At 59.4% G+C, this 25431-nt stretch carries 25 protein-coding genes and 2 pseudogenes; 14 read left to right on the forward strand and 13 right to left on the reverse strand.

Going from position 1 to position 25431, the window contains the following annotated elements; genetic code table 11:
• Window positions 1-23 precede the first annotated feature (23 nt).
• Window positions 24-3602, forward strand: a complete 3579-nt coding sequence (gene nifJ, locus SOR61_RS08545) for a pyruvate:ferredoxin (flavodoxin) oxidoreductase (protein ID WP_320612242.1) — start codon at window positions 24-26, stop codon at window positions 3600-3602.
• Between the two features lie 44 nt (window positions 3603-3646).
• Here nifJ and SOR61_RS08550 read toward each other — a convergent pair whose 3' ends face one another.
• From SOR61_RS08550 to SOR61_RS08560, 3 genes are read right to left on the reverse strand one after another with little or no spacing between them, the layout of a single operon-like run.
• Window positions 3647-4183 carry a peptidoglycan-binding domain-containing protein gene (locus SOR61_RS08550; protein ID WP_320612243.1) on the reverse strand — a complete coding sequence of 179 codons (537 nt, stop codon included), beginning with the start codon at window positions 4181-4183 and terminating at the stop codon, window positions 3647-3649.
• A complete protein-coding gene (locus SOR61_RS08555) occupies window positions 4180-5409 on the reverse strand; it encodes a peptidoglycan-binding protein (protein ID WP_320612244.1) in 1230 nt (409 codons plus the stop codon). Before SOR61_RS08555 ends, SOR61_RS08550 begins: the two co-directional genes overlap by 4 nt.
• Window positions 5410-5424: 15 nt before the next feature.
• Window positions 5425-5811 (reverse strand): spore cortex-lytic protein, encoded by a 387-nt coding sequence (locus tag SOR61_RS08560; protein WP_320612245.1) that lies wholly within the window; start codon window positions 5809-5811, stop codon window positions 5425-5427.
• A gap of 137 nt (window positions 5812-5948) precedes the next feature.
• Between SOR61_RS08560 and SOR61_RS08565 the strand changes: the two genes are divergently transcribed.
• The 5 genes from SOR61_RS08565 (at window position 5949) to SOR61_RS08585 (ending at window position 9855) form a co-directional block, all read left to right on the forward strand.
• Complete coding sequence (locus tag SOR61_RS08565; protein ID WP_320612246.1) at window positions 5949-6350, forward strand: MBL fold metallo-hydrolase; 402 nt, start codon at window positions 5949-5951, stop codon at window positions 6348-6350.
• A gap of 36 nt (window positions 6351-6386) precedes the next feature.
• On the forward strand, window positions 6387-6656 hold the full coding sequence (locus SOR61_RS08570) for a hypothetical protein (RefSeq protein ID WP_320612247.1): 270 nt from the start codon (window positions 6387-6389) through the stop codon (window positions 6654-6656).
• Between the two features lie 225 nt (window positions 6657-6881).
• Window positions 6882-7718, forward strand: a complete 837-nt coding sequence (locus SOR61_RS08575) for a YARHG domain-containing protein (protein ID WP_320612266.1) — start codon at window positions 6882-6884, stop codon at window positions 7716-7718.
• Between the two features lie 9 nt (window positions 7719-7727).
• Window positions 7728-8393: a CatA-like O-acetyltransferase gene (locus SOR61_RS08580; protein ID WP_320612248.1), complete on the forward strand. Its 666-nt coding sequence runs from the start codon at window positions 7728-7730 to the stop codon at window positions 8391-8393.
• A 229-nt stretch (window positions 8394-8622) separates the two neighbouring features.
• On the forward strand, window positions 8623-9855 hold the full coding sequence (locus SOR61_RS08585) for a C45 family peptidase (protein WP_320612249.1): 1233 nt from the start codon (window positions 8623-8625) through the stop codon (window positions 9853-9855).
• A 148-nt stretch (window positions 9856-10003) separates the two neighbouring features.
• Here SOR61_RS08585 and nrdR read toward each other — a convergent pair whose 3' ends face one another.
• A complete protein-coding gene (nrdR, locus tag SOR61_RS08590) occupies window positions 10004-10462 on the reverse strand; it encodes a transcriptional regulator NrdR (protein ID WP_320612250.1) in 459 nt (152 codons plus the stop codon).
• Between the two features lie 117 nt (window positions 10463-10579).
• Window positions 10580-11173 carry a thymidine kinase gene (locus SOR61_RS08595; protein ID WP_320612251.1) on the reverse strand — a complete coding sequence of 198 codons (594 nt, stop codon included), beginning with the start codon at window positions 11171-11173 and terminating at the stop codon, window positions 10580-10582.
• A 324-nt stretch (window positions 11174-11497) separates the two neighbouring features.
• Between SOR61_RS08595 and SOR61_RS08600 the strand changes: the two genes are divergently transcribed.
• The 3 genes from SOR61_RS08600 to SOR61_RS08610 all read left to right on the forward strand — a co-directional run bounded on the left by SOR61_RS08600 (window position 11498) and on the right by SOR61_RS08610 (window position 15760).
• Window positions 11498-12664 carry a BMP family ABC transporter substrate-binding protein gene (locus tag SOR61_RS08600; RefSeq protein WP_320612252.1) on the forward strand — a complete coding sequence of 389 codons (1167 nt, stop codon included), beginning with the start codon at window positions 11498-11500 and terminating at the stop codon, window positions 12662-12664.
• Window positions 12665-12972: 308 nt separating this feature from the next.
• Window positions 12973-13740 carry an ABC transporter ATP-binding protein gene (locus tag SOR61_RS08605; RefSeq protein ID WP_320612253.1) on the forward strand — a complete coding sequence of 256 codons (768 nt, stop codon included), beginning with the start codon at window positions 12973-12975 and terminating at the stop codon, window positions 13738-13740.
• Window positions 13733-15760 carry an FtsX-like permease family protein gene (locus SOR61_RS08610; RefSeq protein ID WP_320612254.1) on the forward strand — a complete coding sequence of 676 codons (2028 nt, stop codon included), beginning with the start codon at window positions 13733-13735 and terminating at the stop codon, window positions 15758-15760. Before SOR61_RS08605 ends, SOR61_RS08610 begins: the two co-directional genes overlap by 8 nt.
• Before the next feature lie 76 nt (window positions 15761-15836).
• Here the strand turns inward: SOR61_RS08610 and SOR61_RS08615 are convergent, their stop codons facing one another.
• Both SOR61_RS08615 and SOR61_RS08620 read right to left on the reverse strand, forming a co-directional pair.
• Window positions 15837-16403 carry a 6-carboxytetrahydropterin synthase gene (locus tag SOR61_RS08615; RefSeq protein ID WP_320612255.1) on the reverse strand — a complete coding sequence of 189 codons (567 nt, stop codon included), beginning with the start codon at window positions 16401-16403 and terminating at the stop codon, window positions 15837-15839.
• Window positions 16404-16429: 26 nt separating this feature from the next.
• Window positions 16430-16843 (reverse strand): transcriptional repressor, encoded by a 414-nt coding sequence (locus tag SOR61_RS08620; RefSeq protein ID WP_320612256.1) that lies wholly within the window; start codon window positions 16841-16843, stop codon window positions 16430-16432.
• 194 nt (window positions 16844-17037) lie between these two features.
• Here SOR61_RS08620 and SOR61_RS08625 point away from each other — a divergent pair, with 194 nt between their 5' ends.
• Both SOR61_RS08625 and SOR61_RS08630 read left to right on the forward strand, forming a co-directional pair.
• Window positions 17038-17709, forward strand: a complete 672-nt coding sequence (locus SOR61_RS08625; RefSeq protein ID WP_320612257.1) for a response regulator transcription factor — start codon at window positions 17038-17040, stop codon at window positions 17707-17709.
• 16 nt (window positions 17710-17725) lie between these two features.
• Complete coding sequence (locus SOR61_RS08630) at window positions 17726-18712, forward strand: sensor histidine kinase (RefSeq protein WP_320612258.1); 987 nt, start codon at window positions 17726-17728, stop codon at window positions 18710-18712.
• A gap of 65 nt (window positions 18713-18777) precedes the next feature.
• Here SOR61_RS08630 and SOR61_RS08635 read toward each other — a convergent pair whose 3' ends face one another.
• From SOR61_RS08635 to SOR61_RS08655, 5 genes and pseudogenes are all read right to left on the reverse strand, one after another.
• Window positions 18778-19902: a lysylphosphatidylglycerol synthase transmembrane domain-containing protein gene (locus SOR61_RS08635; protein ID WP_320612259.1), complete on the reverse strand. Its 1125-nt coding sequence runs from the start codon at window positions 19900-19902 to the stop codon at window positions 18778-18780.
• Window positions 19889-20581 (reverse strand): polysaccharide deacetylase family protein, encoded by a 693-nt coding sequence (locus SOR61_RS08640; RefSeq protein ID WP_320612260.1) that lies wholly within the window; start codon window positions 20579-20581, stop codon window positions 19889-19891. Before SOR61_RS08640 ends, SOR61_RS08635 begins: the two co-directional genes overlap by 14 nt.
• The gene (locus tag SOR61_RS08645; protein WP_320612261.1) at window positions 20575-21642 is read right to left on the reverse strand and encodes an MGDG synthase family glycosyltransferase; all 1068 of its coding nucleotides are present in this window, start codon (window positions 21640-21642) and stop codon (window positions 20575-20577) included. The genes SOR61_RS08640 and SOR61_RS08645 overlap by 7 nt, the downstream gene beginning before the upstream one ends.
• A gap of 285 nt (window positions 21643-21927) precedes the next feature.
• Window positions 21928-22023: pseudogene (locus SOR61_RS08650) on the reverse strand (manganese catalase family protein); the annotation flags it as partial.
• Between the two features lie 3 nt (window positions 22024-22026).
• Window positions 22027-22494, reverse strand: coding sequence for a spore coat protein CotJB (locus SOR61_RS08655; RefSeq protein ID WP_320612262.1), 468 nt, complete (start codon window positions 22492-22494; stop codon window positions 22027-22029).
• Window positions 22495-22699: 205 nt separating this feature from the next.
• Between SOR61_RS08655 and SOR61_RS08660 the strand changes: the two genes are divergently transcribed.
• Together SOR61_RS08660 and radA are read left to right on the forward strand one after the other, a co-directional pair.
• The gene (locus SOR61_RS08660) at window positions 22700-23428 is read left to right on the forward strand and encodes an N-acetylmuramoyl-L-alanine amidase (protein ID WP_320612263.1); all 729 of its coding nucleotides are present in this window, start codon (window positions 22700-22702) and stop codon (window positions 23426-23428) included.
• Window positions 23425-24792: a DNA repair protein RadA gene (radA, locus tag SOR61_RS08665; protein ID WP_320612264.1), complete on the forward strand. Its 1368-nt coding sequence runs from the start codon at window positions 23425-23427 to the stop codon at window positions 24790-24792. The genes SOR61_RS08660 and radA overlap by 4 nt, the downstream gene beginning before the upstream one ends.
• On the opposite strand, the gene SOR61_RS08670 is transcribed toward radA, so the two are convergent.
• Complete coding sequence (locus SOR61_RS08670; RefSeq protein WP_320612265.1) at window positions 24739-24921, reverse strand: hypothetical protein; 183 nt, start codon at window positions 24919-24921, stop codon at window positions 24739-24741. The genes radA and SOR61_RS08670 overlap by 54 nt on opposite strands.
• A 383-nt stretch (window positions 24922-25304) precedes the next feature.
• On the opposite strand from SOR61_RS08670, the pseudogene SOR61_RS08675 reads away from it, so the two are divergent.
• Window positions 25305-25431, forward strand: a pseudogene (locus SOR61_RS08675) (helix-turn-helix domain-containing protein); the annotation flags it as partial.

Genomic DNA, 25431 nt, shown 5'->3' on the forward strand with positions numbered 1-25431 from the left:
CCCTGGTTGAAGGAGGAATAAACGTGGCAAGAAAGCAAAAGACAATGGACGGCAACACCGCGGCAGCGCACGTGGCCTATGCTTTTACAGAAGTTGCAGCGATCTATCCCATTACCCCGTCTTCTGTGATGGCGGAGCTGGCAGACAAGTGGTCTGCGGAAGGCAAAAAGAACATGTTCGGCCAGGAGGTCAAGGTCTCGGTCATGCAGTCGGAAGGCGGCGCAGCCGGTGCGGTGCACGGCTCTCTGACCGCCGGTGCGCTCACCACGACCTTTACTGCGTCCCAGGGCCTTCTGCTCATGATCCCCAACATGTATAAGATCGCCGGCAGCCTGCTGCCCGGCGTGACCCATGTTTCGGCCCGTGCCCTGGCCACCCACGCCCTGTCCATCTTTGGCGACCACAGCGACGTGATGTCCTGCCGCTCCACCGGCTACGCCATGCTGTGCAGCAGCAACCCCCAGGAAGTTATGGACCTGGGCGCTGTGGCCCACCTGGCTGCCCTGGGCGGACGGGTCCCCTTCCTCCACTTCTTTGACGGCTTCCGTACCTCCCACGAGATCCGCAAGGTGGAGGTCTGGGACTATGACGAACTGAAGGAAATGGTGGACATGGATGCCTTGTCCGCCTTCCGCGCCCGGGCGCTGAACCCCGAGCACCCGGTGCTCCGCGGCTCTGCCCAGAACCCCGACATCTTCTTCCAGGTCAACGAGACCAGAAACCAGTACTATGACGCTCTGCCTGCTGTGGTGGAGGAGTACATGGATAAGGTCAACCAGCGCCTGGGTACCAACTATCAGCTCTTTAACTACTACGGCGCGCCCGACGCAGAGACCGTCATGGTGGCCATGGGCTCCATGTGCGACGCAGCGGAGGAAGTGGTCGATTACCTCAACGGCAAGGGGGAGAAGGTCGGCCTCATCAAGGTTCGCCTCTACCGTCCCTTCGTTACCGAGAAGTTTGTGGCAGCCATCCCCGCCACCGCCAAGAACATCGTGGTCATGGACCGCTGCAAGGAACCCTCCGCCATCGGCGAGCCCCTCTATCAGGACGTGGTGACCGCTCTGGCAGGGACCCCCTTCGCCGGCGCCAAGATCTTGGGCGGCCGCTACGGCCTGGGCTCCAAGGATACCACCCCCGGCGGCATCCTCTCTGCCTTCCGCAACGGCCAGAAGGATGACCCCATCCGCAGCTTCACCATTAACATCGTGGACGACGTGACCCATCGCTCCCTGCCCATCGAGGAAGAACCCGACGTGGCCGACGAGGGCACCATCGCCTGCAAGTTCTGGGGTCTGGGCGGCGACGGTACCGTGGGCGCCAACAAGAACTCCATCAAGATCATCGGCGACAACACCGACATGCAGGTGCAGGCTTACTTCCAGTACGACTCCAAGAAGTCCGGCGGCGTGACCATCAGCCACCTGCGCTTCGGTAAGAATCAGATCAAGGCTTCCTACTACGTGACCAAGGCAGACTTTGTGGCCTGCCACCTGGCCTCCTACGTGGAGAAGTTTGACATTGTCCAGGACATCAAGCCCGGCGGCACCTTCCTGCTCAACTGTCCCTGGAACCTCCAGGAGCTGGAGGAGCACCTCCCCGCTGCCGCCAAGCGGTACCTGGCCCAGAACAACATCCGCCTCTTTACCTGCGACGCGACCCACAAGGCCATTGAGCTGGGCATGGGCAACCGTTCCAACACCATCCTCCAGGCTGCTTTCTTCAAGCTGGCCAAGGTCATCCCCGTGGAGGAGGCCATCCAGCACATGAAGGACGCCATCGTGAAGAGCTATGGCCACAAGGGCATGGACGTCATCATGATGAACTACAACGCCGTGGACGCCGGTGTGGAGAGCGTGCAGGAGATCCCCATCCCCATGGGCTGGGCAGACGCCCAGGACACGGTGGAAGAGACCCAGGTCAACACCCAGCGGGAGGACCTGGCCCAGTACGTGAAGGATGTTATGATCCCCGCCAACGCCATGCGCGGCGACGCCATCCCCGTCTCCAAGCTGATGCCCGGCGCCGACGGCACCCTGCCGCAGGGTACCGCTGCCTTTGAGAAGCGCGGCATCGCCGTGACCGTTCCCTCCTGGGATTCTGAGAAGTGCATCCAGTGCAACATCTGCTCCTACATCTGTCCTCACGCCTGCATCCGTCCCATCGTGATGGACGCAGACGAAGTGGTCATGGCCCCCAGAGGGACCAAGATGCACGACATGCGCGGCAAGGGCTGCGAGATCTACGCCTATGCCATGACCGTGTCGGTGATGGACTGCACCGGCTGCGGCTCCTGCGCCGAGGCCTGCCCGGCCAAGACCAAGGCCCTCACCATGAAGCCGCTGGAGACCCAGCTGAGCGAGCAGAAGGTCTTCGACTACGGCATGGAGAACGTGACCCGGAAGCAGACGCCCTTCGCCAAGGAGACCGTCAAGGGCAGCCAGTTTGAGCAGCCCCTCTTCGAGTTCTCCGGCGCCTGCGCCGGCTGCGGCGAGACGCCTTACGTGAAGCTGGTGACCCAGCTCTTCGGCGACCGGATGTACATTGCCAACGCCACCGGCTGCTCCTCCATCTGGGGCGGCAGCGCACCCTCCACCCCCTACACCGTGAACAAGGAAGGCAGAGGTCCCGCCTGGGAGAACTCCCTCTTTGAGGACGGCGCTGAGTTCGGCTACGGCATGAACCTGGCGGTGAACGCCCGGCAGAACGCTGCGGCAGAGCTGGCTCGGGCCATTGCCCAGAATGAGGACACCCCCGCTGCGGTGACCCTGTGCGCCCAGAAGTGGCTCAACCACCGGAAGGAGACCGAAGGTTCCCGGACCACCGGCGAGGCTCTCACCGCTGCGCTGGCCAAGGCCCTCTCCTCCGGCACCGCCAACCAGGAGCAGCTCAAGGAGCTGTATGAGATGCGGGATATGTTCGGCCGCAAGTCCGTCTGGGCCTTCGGCGGCGACGGCTGGGCCTATGACATCGGCTACGGCGGCGTGGACCACGTGCTGGCTTCCGGCGAGAACATCAACATCCTGGTGCTGGATACCGAGGTGTACTCCAACACCGGCGGTCAGGCCTCCAAGGCAACCAACACCGGCGCAGTGGCACAGTTCGCTGCCGCAGGCAAGACGGTCCAGAAGAAGGACCTGGCTGCCATCGCCATGCAGTATGGCTCCGTTTACGTGGCTCAGGTGGCCATGGGCGCAGATTACAGCCAGACCCTCCAGGCCCTGATGGAAGCCGAGTCCTATCCCGGCACCTCCATCGTGATCGCTTACGCTCCCTGCATCAACCACGGCATCAAGGTGGGTATGAAGAACACCATGCTGGAGATGAGCGCTGCGGTGCAGGCTGGCTACTGGCATCTGTTCCGGTATGACCCCCGCCGGGCCGAGGCCGGAAAGAACCCCTTCCAGCTGGATTCCCCCGAACCCATCATGGACTATCGTGAGTTCCTGGAGGGCGAGGTGCGGTACTCCTCCCTCCAGCTGACCTTCCCTGAGCGGGCCAGAGAGCTCTTCGATAAGGCAGAACAGCAGGCCAAGGCCAAGTATCAGCGTCTGTACGACCTGAGCAAGCACTGGGAACCTGTGAAGAAGGAAGAAGCATAAAGCATACGGCAACAGGGCCGGCACATATGTGCCGGCCCTGTTTTTTACCTAAGGGGGTGGTCCGGGTTTTCCAGGACGAAGGTCTGGTACAGCCGGGCCAGGAACCGCCAGGTCTCCTGATCCGGCAGGCCGGTCTCCTGCTTGCCTGCGGCGTGCTGGACCCAGCGGAAGTTTTGCATGGTATCCGGGTCCAGGGTCCCTGAGGGGGCGGCGGGGACCACCTGGTCCAGCACCTCTGCCAGGGCGCAGAACATGCCCTGGATAGGGAAGAGGAAGGACGCAGCCTCTCCCGGGGCCAGGGTCCGGGTATCCGGGGGGAAGAAGTCCAGGGAGAAGGGGGTGGGATGCGGACGCCGGAGCCTGGTGCAGGCGGCCAGGGCGTTCCAGGTGGTGCGGTCCACCATGCCGGTCACAGGGAGGCCGTGATGCTTTTGGAACACCATCACCCCTTCCAGGGTGGCCTCCCCAAAGAACCCGTCCGGGGTCAGAGGGGGAATGTCCCGGTCCTGATGGGCCAGCGCCCGCAGCATGGTCTGCAAGGTGCGGATCGGCCCGCTGGGCAAGGCAGAAGGTTGGGTCATGAGGAACTCCTTTCTCCGTCGGAGGAACCGTATTCCAGGGGGAAGCCGGGAAACCGTCCGGGTGAGTTGGCGAGGATGGACTGGAGGGTATCCGGGGGAATGGCCTGGCCAGACTCCTGCTCAAAGGGGAAGGTATCCATGGACTGGAGCACGGTCTCGTCGATGCCCAGGTAGCGATCCACGATGGCGTTCCAGGTGGCCTCATCCACCCGGCCGGTCTGGGGCAGCTCTGCGTCCTTTTGCAGGGCCTTGACCGCTTGCAGGGTTTCGTCCCCGAAGATTCCGTCGATGGTGAGGAAGGGGATGGTCAGATAGAACTGGGAGAGGATGGACAGGAGGTATTGCAGCAGGGTTACGCTGTCTCCCCGCTGCCCATAGGTGATGGCTTCATAATACTCGAAGTCCAGTTCATAAAAGGTCTGCCCCTTGCTGACCAGTTCAGACAGACGAAGGATCCCGGTATAGAGATAGACCATGGTGTACCAGGTGGACTTACCAATGATGCCGTCCACTGTCAGGTTGAAGATCCGTTGGAATTCCCGGACGGCAGTTTCCGTTTCCGGTCCGAAGATCCCGTCCACCTGCTGGAGCCTGGGCAGAGCGATATAGGTGCGGGCGATAAAGTTCAGCATGATCTGGGCGATGCGGATCTCCGGGCTCTGGTCCCCCAGCTTCATGGGAACACCGGGGTAAGAGTAGCGGATGTCCTGGATGGGGGCGTCGGGCACCAGCTCAATGTTGTCGCCGTAGTAGTAGCGGAGGATCTCCACAGAGTTGCTGCCCGCCCGGGCCAGGTATTCGCTGCCCCATTGGGAGAGTCCGTCGCACTGAGAGGTGGTGCCGTTGCAGAACTGAGCGGACAGGGGCTCTACGAATCCCTGCCGCCGGATGTAGGTGGTGAAGATGTCGTCCACCAGGGCGCTGATGTTGTCGAAGATGTTGCGCCCTTTGATGAAGCACTGGTCATAGGCGGTGGTGGAGGTGATGTTGAAGGGGTAGCCCCGGCTGGGGTAGAACTCTGTGTAGATCCGGTTGAGGGCGAAGGAGATCTGCGCCAGAATGTTGGCCCGCAGGGCGGATATGTGCCAGGTGGGGTAGACTTCGCTGGAAGCCACGTTTTTGATGTAATCCCGGAAGGAGACGGTGACGTTTTCTGCGTCGCTGTCCGGGGGACCCAAGTGGACGGTAATGAACGAGGGTACGTAAGGGGTCACGATGATGGGCATACAGGGCCTCCTTTCTCAGAGATTTTGCGGGGGGATATCCACCCTGGCTGCGGGCCTGCCGCCGGACTCCGGCAGGGGGATCAGGGGGAGGTCCTGAAAGGTGGTGATCCCGGGGAAGATTTGGACGTTTCGAATGAGGAGGAGCTGATACCCCACGCACTCCACCCAGATATCGCACTGGGCAAAGGGGAGCTCCTGGGCACCGGGGGACTGGCTGCTCTGGGGGCTGGGCGTCTCCACCACCACAGGCAGGGTATTGCCGCTGGGGTCGCTGGTCTGGATGCTGAGCAGCTGCTGTTTCCCCTGGCTTCCGTGGCGGACGATGGAGATGGCCGCGTCTTCCACAGGGAGCTGTCCCCGGCCGGTAAAGACTCTGGCGATAATAGTACCGGAATATGGCATAGAGAAAACCTCCTTTGTGAGCAGTGTATGCGGCGGGCGGGGCAGAGGTGTGGCAGGTGAATTGACAAGGGGGTTGGAATTGGATACACTGAAGCGAAAGAACGGGAACAGACCCGAGAAGGGACGGTGGGACACCGATGAAGATCACCTTTTTGTACCACAGCGCATTTATGGTAGAGCTGGAGGGATGCACCCTGCTCTTTGACTGGTACGGCGGGACGCTGCCAGACTATGACCGGGAGAAGCCCTTGTATGTGCTGGCCAGCCACCACCACGGCGACCATTACTCCCCGGAGATTTTTACTGCCCTGGGGATGGAAGGGGTTTGGTATGTGCTGGCTACCTGCATCCGTCTTTCGGAGAAGCGGAAGAAGGCGCTGGGTATTCAGGAGGGGCACGTGGTGCGGGTGCCTGCGGGGAAGGCCATCCGCCTGGGAGACCTGACGGTGAGCACCTACCGTTCCACGGACGCCGGGGTTGCGTTTTTGGTGGAGGCAGAGGGCAAGCGGATCTTCCACAGCGGCGACTTTCACTGGTAGCACTGGAAGGAGGAGCCGGACCCCTGGAACCCGGACATGGAACGGGCCTTTAAGAAGGAGTGTGAAAAACTCCGGGGCGAGACCGTAGACGCAGCCTTTCTGGTGCTGGACCCCCGGCAGGAGGAAGATTTCTGGCTGGGGTTTGACTGGCTCATGCGCACCATGGAGGTGAAGGCGGCTTTCCCCATGCACAGCTGGGAGGAGTTTTGGGTGACCAAAAAGCTGCTGCAGCTGCCCTGCAGCGCACCTTACCGGGGCAGAGTGCATCCCATTTATCACAACGGGCAGACCTTTGTGATCGAGTAAAGGACAGAAGAACGGCGATTCCTTGCATTGGGAGAGAAAATCAAGTATAATAGCACAACAAGGCAAAGAACGACATATTTTTACAAATTGGGAGGAATCCGCCATGAAGAAGCTCCTTTTGCTCTCGTTTGCGATGCTGTTTCTTTTGACGGGCTGTCAGGTGGTCATGCCTGGCGGCAGCACAGAGAGTAACACGCTGCAATCCATCGCAGCTTACCCGGAACCCTGCATCTTAAGAAAGGGGATCAGGAAGTCATCCAGGTGGTGATGACCCCCTCTGACGCCCCTGAGAGCAAATTCATCTGGACCAGCAGCAATAAGAGCGTTGCCACGGTGGACAGCCGGGGCATGGTGAGCGCCATCGGGGACGGCAACTGTACCATCAGCGTTGCCTCCAAAGAATACAGCGACGTCTCTGCCCATGTGGAGGTCATCGTGGGCGCAGACGAGGAGCAGGGCAGCGGGGAGAAGCAGACCGCCTCTTCCTCTGGAAACGCTGCGTCCTGGGACACCTATGTGGTCTACGTGCGGGAGACCAATCCTGCCTCGGTCTATCCCACCTACTACCTCTCCGAGCGGGAGGTGAGCGCCATGGACCAGGAGGCCATCCAGTTTGTCATCAACCAGATCTATGCAAAGAACGGCTACGTGTTCCGCACGGAACATATCCAGCGGTACTTTAGCCAGATGCCCTGGTATGTGCCGGTTTCCAACGATGTCTCCCGGCTGCACATGTCCTCTCTGGACCGGAGCAATCTGAACCTGCTGGTGCGCTACCGGGAGTCCGCCTCCGGGAGCAGCTCCTCTCTGGGCTGGATGTGGAGCCGCTACGCTGTGGATTCGCCCCTCAGCGCCAGCTATGTACGGAACCTCTCCCAATATGATGTGCAGCTGCTCATTAACACCATTTACGCCAAGAACGGGTATATTTTCAGTACCCAGAGCCTGCAGAACATGTTTGAGGGACAGCCCTGGTACCATGGCCGGACCAGAGATTCCAGCCAGCTGCGGTTTTCCAGCATGGACCAGAGCAACCTGAACCTGCTCATCCAGTACCGGTAAGGAGGAGCCATGGAAGCCTATGAGCTCATTCCCCTGTTGGACTATAAGCGGCGGGCCCACTTTGAGTACTTTTCGTCCCTGGCCCAGCCCTACGCAGGGCTGACGGTTTCCATAGAGATCCAGGACTTTTTACAGGTGGTGAAGAGAAAGGGGTATCCCTTTTTCCTGACCTTCCTCTACTGCGTCTCCCGCAGCGCCAATCGGATTCCGGAACTGCGGCAGCGGATCGGGGAGGAGGGCATCCGCCAGTATCGCCACTGTCCCACATCCCATACGGTGGCCCTGGAGGATGGAACCTATTGTTACTGTGCTCTGCGCAGTGATTTGCCCTTTGAGGACTACCTTCCCTATGCCCAAGCAGCCCAGGAGGCGGCCAGGACAGCCCGCTCCCTGGAGGACGGGGAGGAGGGGGAATCCCTCTTCTTTGTGTCCTGCCTGCCCTGGGTTTCCTATGAGGCCCTGGTGCAGCCCACGCCCTTTCCGGCGGACAGCAACCCCCGGATCACCTGGGGCGCCTATCGCTGGGAGGGAGAGCGGGCCGTGCTTCCGGTCTCTCTGCTCTGTCACCATGCGTTGGTGGACGGCCTGCACATGGCCCGGTTCTACCAGGCCCTCCGGGAGGAGCTGGACCGGTTTGCCGCAGAGCAGGGGGATATCCAGGTCCCCAGTCCGTAAAGGGCCTGCTCTTTCCTGCGGGCCAGGATGACAAAACGCAATCGCACCACCAGATCCCTGTACATGCCTCATCGGGCATGTACGGGGATCTTTGCGCTGCCCGGCCCTGTTGTGGGGCGACGGAAAAAACGGGGGAGGGAATTGGGAAAACTGCTTGACAATGGGAGCCTTTCTTGCCATAATATGGGCTTGTGTTTTTCAAAGAACGGAAAAAGGAAGGAAAGTTTCTATGCATGCTGTGAGTTCAAAGAGAAAATGGAAAAAGATCCTGCTGTCCGTGGTGGCGGTGGTTGTTGTGCTGGTGGTGGCAGCGCTGGCGGCGGTCTTTGCTGTCTGGCGCAACGAGATCGGCGCTGTGACCAGCATCCAGATGCTGCGGGACCGGAACGATGCCCATCTGGACGGCGCTGTTTACACGATGCAGGTCAAGGGCGGCTTCTACCTGGATGAATTTGTGGAGCAGGGCGGTGTGAGCAGCGACAGCGAGCTCATCCAGTTCATCACGGATCGCATCACCAAGGGCGTGATCAAGATGGATATGAGCGCCCCTGAGATCGGCTGCTCCTCCTTCACGGCCGCCACCCAGGACGGGGATGTCCTTTTTGCCCGCAACTACGATTTTTCCAAGACCAACACCATGCTGGTCTTTACCGAGGCCAATGAGGGGCGTCACGCCTCCATCTCTACGGTCGACCTGCAGTTCCTGGGGATCGACGTGGACCAGAACCTGACCTCCATGATGGATAAGATCACCTGTCTGGCTGCCCCGTATGCCCCTCTGGACGGCGTCAATGACGCAGGGGTCAGCTGCGGCATCTACATGACCTACCAGGGAGGGGACGAAACCATTCCCACCGACCAGAATACCGACAAGCCGGACTTTACCTCCACCACCCTGCTGCGCCTCATTCTGGACTACGCCGACAACGTGGAAGAAGCGGTGGAGATCGCCTCTTCCTATGACCTCCATGACTCTGCCGAGACCTCTTATCACTACATGGTAGCGGACGCTTCCGGCAGAAGCGCCATTCTGGAGTGGACTGCCGACGATGCGGTGGACACCACGGACAACGATGGCAGCCAGCGTACCCTGAAGGTGATCTACAACGACCAGGATGCATCCATCGGTCAGCGGGAAGCTGACAGCAGCTACCAGGTGGTCACCAACTTTGTGCTGCAGCCCGGCTACTATGATGGGGTGCCCGCCGAGAATAAGAAGGGGGCTGACCGGTACGACCGCCTGTACCAGGAACTCCAGGCCGTTTCCGGTGTGGTGCCTGACGAGCAGGCGGCGATGGATATCCTCCAGATCGTGGGCCGCCGCAGCTGGGACAACGACGACAAGAACGGCTGCACGGTGCACAGCGCCGTCTATAACCTGACCGACAGGAGCGTACTGTGGGTCACCAACGAAAACTATGACGATCCCGCAGCAGTCTTCACCTTCTCGCTGAAGGACTGAGAACTGCCCTCTGGCAGGATGCTGCCGGGAGAGAAAACAACGGAGACGGAAACACCATAAAAGTCCCCCTTGATGCAGTTCATGTTCTGCATCAAGGGGGACTTTGTCGGTCATATGAGAGCGTGGACCGGTGCCGGGGTGGCTGGGATCATTTTTTGCGGTCCAGGAGCTTGTTGAGTTCATCCATAAAGATGTTGATATCCTTAAACTGGCGGTAGACCGAGGCGAAGCGGACGTAGGCGACTTCATCCAGGTCTTTCAGCTTGTCCATCACCAGCTCGCCGATCTGGTTGGAGGAGACCTCACCGCCCAGTTCGTTTTGCAGTTCCTTTTCGATGTCGTCGGCGGCTTTTTCCAGAAGAGAGAGGGAGACGGTCCGTTTTTCGCAGGCTTTCAGCATACTGTTCATAAGCTTGCTCCGGTCGAAGGCCTGCCGGCTTCCGTTTTTCTTGATGACGATGAGGGGCAGGACCTCGATGGTCTCATAGGTGGTAAAGCGGTTATGACATTTGAGACATTCTCTTCGCCGGCGAATGCTGGTTCCATCGTTGGCGGGACGGGAGTCCACAACTTTGCTGTCCAGAGTAGCGCAGAAGGGGCATTTCATAGGCGGTGACCTCCTGAGAAAGTGGCGTGGGAACGCGAAAAAGAGTAACCACAGTATACCATAAAAAGTAAGAAATGGCACCAGTTTTTTGGAAAACCGGGACGAAAAAGGGAGGGATCAGGGGAGCTGGGCGGCGGTTTCCTGTTCCCGGATCTTTTTTCGCCAGCACCGGTGGCACATGGCGGTGTAACTGTCGTTGCCGCCCAGGAGGACCTGGTCGCCGTGGGTGACGATGTTGCCGTTCTGGTCCAGGCGGGCGTTGACGGTGGCCTTGGAGCCGCAGGCGCAGACGTTTTTGATCTCGGTGATAGAGTCTGCCAGCTCCATGAGCCGCTGGGAACCGGGGAAGAGGTGGGTGAGGAAGTCGGTGCGCAGGCCGAAGCAGAGGACGGGGATGTCGTAATCGTCTACGATGGCCCGGAGCTGGTCGATCTGCCGGGGGGTGAAGAACTGGGCCTCGTCGGCGATGATGACGTCGCACTGTCCAGCGGAGAGATAGCCCTGGAGGAGGTCGTCCTGGGGCTGGACCACATGGGCCTCGCGGGAGAGGCCCACCCGGCTTTTGATGATGGAGGGGCCGTCCCGGTCATCGATGCTGGGTTTGATGAGCCAGACGTGCATCCCCAGCTCTTCGTAGTTGAACTGTGTGATGAGGGCCTGGGCGGACTTGGAGCTGCCCATGGCGCCGTATTTAAAGTAGAGTTTGGCCATACTGCACCTGCCTTCTGTTGTAGAGAATCAAGATGAGATAACTGTATCATATCCGGGGCGGGAATGCAATTTTACAGGGGGAGGATTCTGTGGTGTTTTTGCCCGAAGAGAGGAACCGGGCCTTCCATTTGCCGGGCCGGAAAAGAGGTCCATTCACAAGGTTTACAAAATGTTGTGGTTAGATTTGTATGAAAGGACTAAAATGAAAGCGATTTTATAGGGACGCTTGATTGATTCATGCATAAATGATATAATATCAGCAAAGTGTGGCGAATATCTTGCCCACACGGCACCAACCATGTTGAAACGGAGGAATGAAAAGGCATGAAAAGAATTCTTGCTCTGCTGCTTGCTCTGGTCATGACGTTTGCTCTGGCCGCCTGCGGCAACACCAACAAACCCGCTTCTGACCCCGCAGATTCCGGAAAGGGTGATGGAGGCACTTCTGCAGCAACAGATGCCAACGCCATCCCGGACACCATGACTTCTTCTGACGGGAAGTACAAGATCGCTTTCGTCACTGACGTGGGCTCCCTGAAGGACAAGTCCTTCAACGAGGGTACCTGGAACGGCGTGAAGCTGTATGCCAAGGCCAACGACCTGTCCTACAAGTACTATCAGCCCGCCAACGGCGACCAGGCTACCGACGACGACCGCTACAACGCCATGAAGGCTGCTGTGGACGGCGGCGCTGACGTGGTGGTTTGCGCTGGCTTCCTGCAGGAAGCAGCTCTGACCAAGGCTGCTGCTGACTTCCCTGACGCAAAGTTCATCTTCATCGATGGCTATCCCGTGAAGGACGCTGCCGGCAACGACCTGACCAACGTGGCAGGTATTGCTTTCCAGGAAGAGCAGTGCGGCTACTTCGCAGGTTACGCAGCTGTCATGGAAGGCTACACCAAGCTGGGCTTCAGCGGCGGCGGCGGCGGTGAGAACCCCGCTGTCTGCCGGTATGGCTACGGCTTTGTCCAGGGCGCAGAAGCTGCTGCTGCTGAGAAGAACGTTCAGGTCGAGATGAACTACTCCTGGCAGTATGGCGCAAGCTTCACCGGCTCTCCTGAGCTGCAGACCATGGCCAACGGCTGGTACACCAATGGTACTGAAGTGATCTTTGCCTGCGGCGGCTCCATGTTCGCCTCCATCGTTGCTGCTGCTGCTGCCAACGACGGCCTGGTCATCGGCGTGGACGTGGACCAGTCCAGCGAGTCTGACACCGTCATCACTTCCGCTATGAAGGGTCTGGCCGACGCAGCCCAGTGGGCTCTGGCCAAGGTCTATGACAACACCTTCCCAGAGATCGGCGGCAAGGGCACCTCTCTGGGCGCCAAGGACCACGCAGTTGGTCTGCCCACCGACACCTGGTCCATGAAGAACTACACCGTTGAGCAGTACGAAGATCTGTTCAAGAAGGTCGTGGACGGTTCTGTGACCATCGACAGCGACTACAGCAAGCTGGCTTCCACCGAGCACGTGAAGCTGAACCTCATCTGATCGCATCGGGATTGCCTTTCCCACTTGTGATGACAGCGCCGCCCCATATGGGGCGGCGCTTTTCTTGCGCCAATTTTTAAGATTCGATAAAGAAACGATGAAAAATCATGAAGAAATCGGAGGTTCCATTGACAGGGGAAAACCGAAGTTTTAGGATGAAATGGCGGAGAATAGCAGGGGGAAACAGAAGAAAAGCAAACCTTTCAAGAATGTAAGAAACGGGAAGGAAATGTAAGAAAAAGCGATGGCGCCTTCTGGACCCTGAACGTAGAATAGACCTGTAAACTGATGATCCGGAGGGATGACATATGACACTGCTTGAAGTGAAGAACGTAAAAAAGACCTACACCACCCGCTTGGGCGGGCATCTGGTGCAGGCGCTGCGGAACGTGAATTTCTCTGTGGAAAAAGGAGAGTATCTGGCGATCATGGGGGAGTCCGGCTCCGGAAAAACCACCCTTTTGAATATTGTGGCCTCCCTGGACCAGGCCACCAGCGGCGAGGTGCTGCTGGAGGGCAGGGACCTGGGCAAGATCCGGGAGCGGGATCTGGCGGATTTCCGCCGGGACAACCTGGGCTTCGTCTTTCAGGACTTTAACCTGCTGGATACCTTCTCCTTGAAAGATAACATCCTTCTGCCGCTGGTGCTGTCCGGGGTAAAATACCAGGAGATGACCCGCCGGCTGGAGCCCCTGGCGGAGAAGCTGGGGATCCGGGACATTCTGGAGAAGTATCCCTATGAGGTGTCCGGCGGCCAGAAGCAGCGGGCGGCTGTGGCCCGGGCCTGCATCACCGACCCCAGCATTCTGCTGGCCGACGAGCCCACCGGCGCCCTGGACTCCCGGTCGGCGGACCAGCTGCTGGATCTGTTCAGCCAGATCAACCAGGAGGGCCAGACCATTTTGATGGTGACCCACTCAGCCCGGGCCGCCAGCCGGGCCGGACGGGTGCTCTTCATCAAGGACGGGGAGGTCTTCCACCAGCTCTACCGAGGCGACCGGAGCAACGAGGCCATGTTCGCCCAGATCGCAGACACCCTCACGGCCCTGGCCGCAGGAGGTGAGAACCGTGGGTAACCTCTTTTTCCCCAAAATGGCGGCGGGGAACATGGTGCGCAACCGCCGCTTTGTGGTGCCCTACCTGCTGACCGGACTTCTGACGGTGGCCATGTTTTACAACATGGGTTTCCTGGCCTGGAGTGAGGACCTGAAGGCGCTGCCCACCGGCGCCAGAACCATGAGCAGCATCATGGGGTTTGGTGTGGTGGTTGTGGGGCTGTTCTCTGTGATCTTCCTCTTTTATACCAACAGCTTTTTGATCAAGCGCCGCCAAAAGGAGATCGGCCTGTATAACATCCTGGGCATGTCCAAGCGGCACATTGGTGCGGTCCTTTTCTGGGAGATGGGATATACCTGCCTGATCGCCGTGGGCCTGGGTCTGCTGCTGGGCATCCTCTTCTCCAAGCTGCTGATGCTGCTGGTGTTCAAGCTGCTGTTCTTCCAGGTGCACTTTGGGTTTTCCGTGAGCGGAAAGACCATCTTGGTGTCGATGGTCCTGTTTGTGGGCATCTACGTGCTGGCGCTGCTGCGGAACCTGCTCCATGTGCGGCTGTCCAAGCCAGTAGAACTGCTGCGGGGCGGCGACGTGGGGGAGCGGGAGCCCAAGACCAAGAAACTTCTGGCCCTGCTGGGTGTGGCCACCCTGGGCGCCGGCTATTGGATCGCGCTCACCGTCACGTCTCCTTTGAAAGCGCTCTCCCTGTTCTTCCTGGCGGTGATCCTGGTGATCATCGGGACCTATTGCCTCTTTGTGGCGGGGAGCATCGCGCTGCTCAAGGGGCTGAAAAAGCGGAAAAAATATTATTATCAGCCCAAGCATTTCATTGGGGTCTCCGGGATGCTCTACCGGATGAAGCAGAACGCGGTTGGCCTGGCCAACATCTGTATTCTGTCCACCATGGTGCTGGTGATGCTGTCGGTCTGCGTGTGCCTGTACATGGGGGTGGACGACAGCCTGAATAGTATGTATCCCCATGACATGACCTTTTTCCAGTGGCGTGACAATGATAACGTCCGGTCGGAAGAGGAGTACCGTAAGCTGGTCATGGACACTGTAGAGGAGTATGACGGCCCCAAGCCCATCCAGGTGATCGAGCGGAATATCATCGACTCTGCTGTGGTGCAGGAAAATGGCAGTTATGTCTCGCCTGGAGAGACCAGCGGCATCGATGATATGATTAACCTGCGGGTCATCACCGCCGCAGAGTACAACCGGGCCACAGGCCAGCAGCTCACGCTGAAAGAAGGAGAGGCAGCGGTCTACAGCGGTACAGGAGCCGGTGGGGATACCCTGACCCTTTGGGGCACAACCTACCAGGTTAAGCAGTGGCTGGAGGAAGGGTTTTCGGATGTCCCTGCCTACAGTGACAAGAACCTGCACGTGGTGGTAGCCGACGACCAGGCGCTGGAAACCCTGAATGAAAACATGAAGGTAGCGTCTCAGGGGTCCAGCGGTTTTCAGTGGGAGCTGAATCTGGACTTTGATGCCCCGCGGGAAGAGGTCAAGGATCTGTATCGGGCAATTACCAAAAAGCTCTCGGAGCCGGTAGAGGTACCGGTCTATGACGAGAACGGTCAGGTGATCGGCACCGAGGAGAGGGGCGGATTCAGCGCCTCCTTCCGCCAGGAAGCGGAAGAAGATATTTATGCCATGTACGGCAGCCTGCTCTTCCTGGGCGTTTTCCTGGGCATCCTCTTCCTGATGGCCACTGTGCTGATCATCTACTACAAGCAGATCTCCGAGGGATACGAGGACAAGGAACGCTTTGCCATCATGGAAAAGGTGGGCATGAGCCAGCGGCAGGTGCGGACCTCCATTCGCAGCCAGGTGCGGACAGTCTTTTTCCTGCCCCTGGCCGGGGCGGTGATTCATCTGGCGGTTGCCTTCAAGATGATCACCAAAATGCTGGCAGCCCTGTCCCTGACCAACACGGCCCTCTTTGCCACGGTCTGTGGGGTCACGGTGGTGATTTTCGCCGTAGGCTATCTCGTCATCTACGCCCTGACTGCCAGGACCTATTATAAAATCGTGCGATGAACCAGAGAAAAAGCCTTGGAACCCAGAGGGTTCCAAGGCTTTTCTACAGGAGGTATTTTCTTGAGAGAAGGGAAACTCAGCCCTTCTTGTAGCCGCACTTGGGGCAGACGCCGTGCTCGTCCAGTGCGATGCCGCACAGGGGGCAGCGGTCCAGATGCAGGTGGGAGGGGTACTCCTCGGTGGCGGCGTTGACGCCGCTGGTGAAGGTCAGCTTCACGATGTTCAGCTTATCCTTGAGCAGGTCATAGACGATCTTGATCATGCCCTCTACGGTCATGGTCTCCTTGGTGACCACCAACCGACAGTCCGGATATGCGGTGGCCAGCTCGGTCTTGAAAGCGGGGCCCTTCATCACGTTGTTGGGGGCGCCGTTTTTGATGCCCTGCTTTTCATACACGTCCAGTACGGCGGGCAGCAGGGGATCGTCCTCTCGGAGGATCAGGGAATGGTCGAAGTTCTTCAGGACTTCCCAGGCGGTTTTCTGGATCTCGTTACAGGGGAAGGCCATGTTCACGCCGGGGTTGATGGAGTCCTCTACTTCAATGGTCAGCACGCCGGTGTGACCATGGAGGTACTGGGCTTCGCCTTTGAAGCCATAAAAACGGTGGGCGTATTGCAGGTCGAGTGTCGTGATGCTTCTCATTGTCATATCTCCTTTTCTTGGTTGATTTACGGGGTGGGATTCTCCGTAGTATCGCTGTGTTGTGACGATGCGGAGCATGCAGGGCAGATCCCCTTGAACATGAGGTCATAGCCGAGGAATTGAAATCCATGGCTGTTTTGGATGAAGCGTTCCAGATCGGGCAGCGCCACATCTGCGTCAAATACCCTTCCGCAAGCAAGGCAGGTCACATGATAGTGTTTGTGGCAGCGGTGGTCAAAATGCGCCGCGCCGTCCGTAAGTTCGATTTTTTGGATATGGCCGCTCTCGGCCAGCTGATTTAAGTTACGGTACACCGTGCCTTTGCTGATGCTGGGGCAGGTCTCTTTAATGGCGTTGTACACTTGCTCTGCGGTGGGGTGACACCGTAAGGTCTGTACAGCCTTGAGGGTCAGGGACCGCTGGATGGTATTGCGTTGCATGGAGCTGCTCTCCTTTTTCCCGGGAACGATCTTTAATAGGATTATATCCTAATAAGGAAAGGATATCAAGAGGAAAATGAATTCTTAATAAATTTTTTAGATTTGCTGGGAAAGGGGCGTCTGTCTTGCGCTTTTTTCCTGATGGAGGTATGATGATGGACAAGAGATCAGAGCAAGTCAAAGGAGGTGGCACCGTGTATCGCATTTTTCTTGTGGAGGATGACCCGGTCATTGCAGGCACCATTGCCGCCAAGCTGAAGAGCTGGGGCTTTGCCGTGCAGTGTGCGGAAGACTTTGCCCATGTGATGGAAGAGTTTGCTGCCTTTCAGCCCCATCTGGTGGTGATGGACGTGGTGCTGCCCTTTTTTAACGGCTATCACTGGTGCCAGAGGATCCGCCAGGTGTCCAAGGTGCCCATTCTCTTTCTCTCCTCCGCAGGGGAGAGCGTCAACATTGTGATGGCCATCAATATGGGGGCAGATGATTTTATCCCCAAGCCCTTTGACCTGTCCGTGCTGCTGGCCAAGGTCCAGGCGGCCCTCCGGCGGGCCTATGATTATCAGGGGCAGAGCCATCTCATGGAGCACCGGGGGGCGCTGTTCAACTGCCTGGACTGCACCATCACCTTTGAAGGGGAGAAGGCGGAACTCACCAAGAATGAGAACCGGATGCTGCAGGTGCTCATGGAGAGCAAGCCCAATGTGGTGACCCGGGATGCGCTGATGGCGGCCCTGTGGGAGTGCGATGCCTATGTGGATGAAAACGCCCTGTATGTGAACATGACCCGGCTGCGAAAGAAGCTGGAGAGCATTGGCCTGCATGGGTTCATCGGAACCAAAAAGGGCCTGGGTTATATGGTGAAGTGAGATGACGGTTTGGGTTGTGTTGAAAGGATGGCTGGCGGATCGCCGGTTGGTGATCGGGGCCTGTCTGTCTTGTGTGTGCGTAACAGGGCTGTTTTTCTGGCTGTATGCCCTGCCGGGGGAGACCTTTCTCACCCTTCTGCTGTTTGAGATGCTGTGCAGCGCCGGGTTTGCCCTGGTGGACTGGATTCGATATTTTCGCAAATACTGGACCCTCCTGCATTTAAAGGAAGAGATCCTGGTGACAGCGGAGCACCTTCCCCAGGAGAGCTCCCTGCTGGAGGGGGCGTATCTGGACCTGCTCCACCGGCTTTCCCGGGAAAACCGGCGGATCCGGGATAGATCGGAGCAGGAACTGCGCGATATGGTGGAGTACTATACCATGTGGGTCCACCAGATCAAGACGCCCATTGCGGCCATGGGGTTGTTCCTCCAGACCGAAGGGGACAGCCGGAACTCAGCCATGGAAATGGAGCTTATGAAGATCAGCCAGTACGTGGAGATGGTGCTGCAATATTTGCGGCTGGACAGCGAGAGCTCCGACTTTGTGCTCCGTCCCTGTGCCCTGGACGAGGTGATCCGGCAGACGCTGCGGAAGTATGCCAAGCTGTTTATCCTCAAGCGTATCCGCCTGGATTTTCAGGAGACGGGGGCGGTGGTGCTCAGCGATGAGAAGTGGCTGGCCTTTCTGCTGGAACAGCTGCTGTCCAACGCCTTGAAGTATACCCCCTCCGGCGGGCAGATCTCCCTGCACATGGAGCCGGATGAGGTGCTGGTCATTTCCGACACGGGCATCGGCATCGCCCCGGAGGACCTGCCCCTGGTGTTTGAGAAGGGATACACCGGCGGCAACGGCCGGTCGGACAAGAAGGCCACGGGCATTGGGCTGTACCTGTGCCGCCGGGTGGCGGACCTGCTGGGGCACAGCTTGACCCTTTCCTCCCGGCCGGGGGAAGGGACCCAGGTCCGCATGGGCTTTTCCCACCGGGAACTGCCCATTGAATAAAACCAATGGAAAGATGAAAAAGGCCCCCGGTTTTGCAGTTCAGAACTGCAAAACCGGGGGTTTTATCAATACCCTCCGCTGTGAGAATTGGCCCGGGTCCCCAGCCGCTTTTGGGCGGCGTAATGGAGAGAAGGAGGGGGGACAGGGCGGGGGCGTGTTGTTTGGGGAGAGCGCCCCAGGCGGAGGAGAAAACGGGCGGCCAGGATGATGCCGCTGGCAGCCAGGAAGAGGTAGAAGCTCACAGCGCGGCTCAAGATCATGGCGCCGGAGAGCACGGTGGCGGGGAAGAGGGCCTGATAGAGCAGCAGGAAGCCGCCTTCGCTGAGGCCCACCGCCCCGGGCAGGGGCAGGGAGGACACAGACAGGAAGAGGACAGCCTGCATCCCAACCACTGCGGGGAAGGAATGGCCGGAGAGGCCAAAGGAGAGATAGACCCAGAAGGGGACGCTGTGGTAAGCCACCAGCTGAACCAGAGAGGTGGCGAAGAGTTTCGCCAGCTGCTTTTTATGGGTCCGGCAGGCGTCGAGACAGAGGGTCAGCTCTTCCCACTGCTTTACGCCCCAGTTGTTCCAGCCATCGGCCCGGCGGGGGAAGAACCGTCTGGCCAAGGCCATAAGGCCCTTCCAGAGGGAGGGGATGAGGCGGCGGGAGCACACGGCGCACAGCAGCCCGAGAGCGATGAGCAGGTTCAAAGAGGCGCCGATCACAAAGAAGAGCCAGAGCTTTTCCTGCACGCCCAGGAGGGTCCGCCAGTGGAGGGCGAAGCCCACGCAGGCCAGGGTGACTGCGGCCATCTGGAAGGAGAGGAACTCCGCCAGAAGAGCCATGGCGCCCGGCGCGGGGGCGTGGCCGTCCCGGTGCATGGCGAACAGCTGCATGGGCTGGCCGCCGGAGGCAGAGGGGGTCACGGAACTGAAGAAGAAGCCGGTGATGGCGTACTTCACGCACTGGCGATAGGACGCGGGGGAGGAGAAGAGGGCGAGCCCGGTCTGGATGTTCTTGGCCTCGCAGAGGAAGAACACCACCATGCAGCCGATCCCCGGCAGCAGCCAGGGGAGGCTTGCCTGGGACAGGGCGGCCCGCAGCTGGGCGGGGTTCTGGTCCTTCAGCAGGATCAGGAAGGTGGCGCCCAGCAGAAGAAGAAAAAGGAGGCCGAATCCGATGCCTTTTTTCCAGTTAAGATGCTTCATAATACTCTAAGGTCTGAAATTGGAAGCCTTCCTCCAGCCACTGGGGGAGCAGCAGGGCGAGGGCCTGGACGGTTCGTCCGGGTGCGCCGTTTTCCCCTCGTCCGTCGTGGAGACAGATCACCGAGCCGTTGCGGCACCGGCGGCGCAGCCGCCGGACGATCTCCCGGGCGGTGATGTCTCCCCGCCAGTCCTGGGCCATCACGTCCCAGAGGGCCAGCTTCAGCCGGTGGTAGCGGATGGACCGGAACGATGCCAGATTCACCACGCCCCATGGGGGACGGAAGTAGAGAAGGGGAACCCCCAGCCCGGCCATGGTTTTCACCCCCCGGTCAAAGTCTTCCCGGGTCTGGCGGGGCGTAAGGAGGTATGCGCTCTTGTGGCTGGCAGAATGGAGTCCAATGAGATGACCTTCCTCCTGCATTCGTTGGATGATATGGGGATGAGCCTGGGCGGCGTCACCCACCACGAAAAAGGTTGCGTGGATGTCGTGCTGGGCCAGCAGGTCCAGCAGAGCGGGGGTATACTGGGGGTCAGGCCCGTCGTCAAAGGTAAGGTAGAGCACCTTGCCGTCCTGGCGGCGGCGGGCTCTCCGCCGGCGGCGGAGTTTCAGCGCCATGGTGGGCAGGTAGGCGTAGCTCCCTGCGGCCAGGAGGACCACCACCAAAAGAAGGATCAACATGCTTCCTGTTCCTCACAGTAGAAGCGGTCCAGAGCGGTGATATGGTTCAGGCGGCAGAGCAGGGCAGCCATCTGCTGCTTCATGTTGTCCAGCCGATCCTGGTCATGGAGAAGGGACAGGATCTCCTTGGTCTCCATGCCCTTGTTCCAGAGCACATGGCCCAGGCCGTGGCGCTGGACAAAGGCGGTGTTTTCCTCTTCCTGCATCAGGAAGGGACGGAGCAGGCAGAGGGGGGTGCCGGCGTGGATGGCCTCGAAGGTGGTGCTGCCCCCTGCCTTGGTGAGCAGCAGGTCCGCCCGGGCCATGTAGTCTGCCACCCGGTCCGTGAAGCCCAGGACCTCGAACTGGGGGTAGGCTTCCGACAGTTCCCGACGCAGAGTCTGGTTGTTGCCGGTGATGATGGTGACGTGGACGTCGCTCTCCTGGGCCAGGGCGGAGAGGAGTTCCTCTGCCTTGGGGATGAGGCCCAGACCGCCGCCCATCACCAGCAGCTCTTTGCGGGTGCTGGCCTTCTGGGGCTGGGTGCGGAAGTCTTCCCGGACGGGGATACCGCTGATCACGATCTTGTGGGCGGGGACCCCGTGGCGGAGCAGCTGCATCCGGGTGGTCTCGTCGCCGACGAAGTAGCAGTCGGTCTGGGGAGCGACCCACTCAATGTGGGCGCTGATGTCGGTCACATAAGTATAGAGGGGGATGGTGCTGCCCGTGGTGCGCTTGTATGCAGAAATGTACTGGGAGCTCAGAGGCAGGGTGGAGACGATCAGGTCCGCCTTGCTCTGGATCAGAAGCTGGTCCAGCTTCTGGGCCATGGCCCGCTTCATGGGAGTGTAGCTGCCGCGGCCTGCCATCCGGTTGAGCATGTTGTACACGCCGGAGCAGTAGTTAACGGTGAAGTCAAAGCATCCGTAGACCAGACGCTGGAGCTGGGGGTAGAACTCAGTGACGATATCCACTACGGTGACAGTGGCGCTGGGGTCCTGACGCAGGATCTCCTGCTGGACTGCGTGGGCAGCGGCGATATGGCCCATACCAAAGCGGCCGGTAAAGATCAATACGTTCATACTCTCTCCTCCTGTATGTGGAAAAGCAAAGGGTCTGCTCTTTTAACTGTGCTCAGTATAACAGACGGTTCTTTTGCGCCAATTAAGAGAAAATGAAGGAATTCTTAAGAGAATTGGTAGAATTTATAAGGATGGGAAAAACCGTTGGGATACAAGGGATTTCTCTCTGCCCAAAAGAGAAAAAACGGGGAGAAAGACGGGGGGATTTCCACGGAGAAGAGAAGAAAACGGTGTGACGGTCCGGCGGTACAGTCTTTCTTAAGAAAGTCGTAGGATATGACACAGCGGCCCGCCGTACTGGGAGATGATCTGGGCGGCCAGTTTGGGGTTGGTGTTCTTAATACGGACAGGATACTGTAACTTTTTCTGATAGACAAACATGGGTCACCCCTCCTTTTCCGGGAACTGCCAGGGCCAGGGACCTTCTCCCCAGGAATAGCTGCCGCTGGCGGCGGCGTCCGTCTGGAAGAGGGGGCCGTGCTCTTTGACGTATTGAGCCCGGGCAGTTTTCTCCAGCTCCACGTAGTGCTGGAAGAGGGAGAACACTTCGCTGTCATAGGGATGGGTGTCCAGGTAGAGGCCCAGTTCCAGAATGACGAAGTCCAGCGCCCGGAGCTGGTTCAGGGGGGTGTCAGCCACCTGACCGGGGTTCACCTTCAGATGGAAGGGCAGGTTCAGATCGGGGAACAGGGTCCCGTTGGCCAGGGCTTTGCCCTGGGGATACCGGGGAGGATTGGGGCTTTGGGCCGCCACAAAGGGAACGGCAAAGGGACCGCAGGAGGGCAGGGTGCCCTGACCGGCCTCGCAGGAAGAGGAACCGGTGGTTTGTGCGGCAAGTCGCTCAGAAGACAAGAAAACAACCTCCTTTGACAGAATGGACGCGGAACCGATGGGAACCACGTTCATTCCAGTGTATGCGACAGGGACCGGGATGGGAACCGGAGGATTGCGGAGGGGAGAGGGCTTTGCTATAATGGGAAAAATAAAACCCAGGCCCCGAGCCTGGGTATGGTGCTTACCTCCGGCGCATACAGTGGAGCCAAAGGAGGGAGCGCTTATGAAGGGTATGGGAAGGAAAGGAAGCCGGTGGCTCTGGCTCATGGGAGCGGTGTTGGCGGCGGTGGGGATCGGACAGGCTCTGTGGCCGCTGGAGGCAGCGCCGGTGTTTGCCCGTCAGACCCAGCAAACCTTGATCATTGACCCGGGACACGGGGGCGAGGATGGCGGAGCGCTGACCGCAGACGGCGGGAAGGAGAGCGACATCAACCTGGCCATCGGGCTGCAATTGGATGGGCTGATGGGGTTTTACGGGGTGCGGACGGTGCTCACCCGGGACGCCGATGTATCCATCCACGACCCATCGGCCCGGACCATTCGGGAGAAAAAGGTGTCGGATCTGCATCACCGGGTGGATCTCATTTGTGGAATTGAGGATGGGACCCTTCTCAGCATTCACCAGAATTCCTACCCAGACGCAAGGTATCACGGGACCCAGGTCTTTTATGGGGATGCCCAGCTGTCCCAGCCCCTGGCCCGGGCCATCCAGGATACCATCCGGGAGAAGCTGGACCCGGAGAACACCCGCAAGCCTCAGCATGTGCCGTCGTCGGTGTACCTCATGAATCACGTGGGCTGCCGGGCGGTGCTGGTGGAGTGTGGGTTCCTGTCCAATGAAAAAGAGGCGGCGCTGCTGCGGGAGAAGGCCTACCAGCAGAAATTAGCCATGACGTTGGCCTCCTGCTATCTTCTCAGCGGGAGCGCCCAGGAGGGAGAGTCCCTGATATGAAAGCGAAGACTGTGTTTTATTGTACCCAGTGCGGAACCGAGACCCCCAAGTGGCAGGGGCAGTGCCCGGGCTGCGGGGCATGGAATACCATGACCGAAGCACCGGCTGTCCCCAAGGCAAGAGGGACGGTCAGCAGCAAGGGGCCGGCGCTGCGAGGCGCTGGGCCCCGGCCTCGCCGGGTTTCCGAGCTGGAGGCCTCGGAGGAGATTCGGTTTCCCACCGGGCTGGACGAGCTGGACCGGGTGCTGGGCGGCGGCGCGGTGAAAGGCTCTCTGGTGCTGGTCGGCGGTGCGCCGGGGGTGGGAAAATCCACCCTGCTGCTGCAAATCTGCCAGCGGCTCTGCCAGGAGGCCATGGTCCTCTATGTCTCCGGGGAGGAATCCGAGCGGCAGCTGAAGCTGCGGGCCCAGCGGCTGGGGGTGGAGGCGGACAACCTCTATCTGCTGGCGGAGAATCAAATGGAGAACGTGGTGGCGGCCACAGAGGAGCTGGGTCCCCAGGTGCTCATTGTGGACTCCATCCAGACCATGTATCAGGGGGAGGTGACGGCCTCCCCGGGGAGTATTTCCCAGGTAAAGGAGTGTACCATGTCCCTGCTCCGATTGGCCAAGGGGCAGGGGTGTACGGTGTTTGTGGTGGGCCACGTGAACAAGGAGGGGAACCTGGCAGGCCCCAAGGTGCTGGAGCACATGGTGGACTGCGTGCTCTACTTTGAGGGAGACCGGCATCTGTCCTATCGTATCCTCCGGGCGGCCAAGAACCGCTATGGGGCCACCAATGAGATCGGGGTCTTTGAAATGGACCAAACGGGGCTGCGAGAGGTCCCCAACCCCTCCAAAATGCTTCTGGAAGGGCGGCTCACCGAGGAGCCGGGTACCTGCGTGACCTGCGTGATGGAGGGGGCCCGGCCGGTGCTGGCGGAGATCCAGGCCCTGCTGACCCCCACGGCCTTTGGCAATCCCCGGCGGAGCACCAACGGGTTTGACTACAACCGGGCCATGCTGCTCATGGCGGTGCTGGAGAAGCGGGGTGGCCTGGGAGTCAACACCTGCGATGCCTACCTGAACGTGATCGGCGGCCTGAGCCTGGACGAGCCCGGCGCAGACCTGGCGGCGGTGCTGGCCCTGGCCTCCAGCTTCCGGGACCGGCCGGTGCCGGCGGACCTGGTAGCGGTCGGAGAGGTGGGCCTCACCGGGGAGCTGCGGGCGGTGTCTGCCCTGGGCCAGCGGCTGGGAGAGATCCGCCGTCTGGGCTTCACCAAGTGTCTGATCCCCCGCTCCCGGGGGGAGGAGCTGATCCCGCCGGAGGGCTTACAGGTGATCCCGGTCCGGAATATCCGGGAAGCTCTGGCGGTCCTGCTCTGAGTGGTCCCGGGGAAGGTAGTGGATGCAGGGTTTCTGGGGGGAGGGATTCCCCCGGGAGGCCGCCCGGGAGAGGGTGCAGCGGCCCTCCTGCTGATAGATGCAGGGGTCGGTGCAGGGAATGAGGCTCATGGGATTCACCTTCTTTCGTGGGGTGATGGTAGTATGTGCCCCTTGGCCCCGGGAGTATGCAGAAAAGAAAAACCGGCGGCAGGATGGCGCGCTGACATAAGAAAACATGAGAAAATGCAGTTAAATCAACGGTTTTCTATGGCAGCGGGCAAACAGGGCAAGTCTAAAAATCGAATAATCGAGCGATAAGGGGATGTTTCCGCAAGGAGCATCCCTTTTCGCTTATGCCAGCGGCATAGATTTTCTGTCAGAAGTCTATGCCGCTTTTTTCATGCCCACCGTTACGCATTGGGCGGCATTTCTGCCTTGCCGGAAGCCGTTTTCCGGGCGCGATTGTGCCGGGGTAAGGGGTTTATACCTTTTCCCTCGAAATCGACGTTCTAATGCGTAACAGCCAGACGATTAAAGGAGGTGAGACTATGGCAGTTTTCCGGGTAGAACGAAACAAGGGCTATACCGTAATGAGCAACCACCATCTGCGAAACAGGGAGCTTTCCTTAAAGGCAAAGG

Origin of the sequence: Evtepia sp. (assembly GCF_034090835.1) — a bacterium.
GTDB lineage: Bacteria > Bacillota > Clostridia > Oscillospirales > Oscillospiraceae > Evtepia.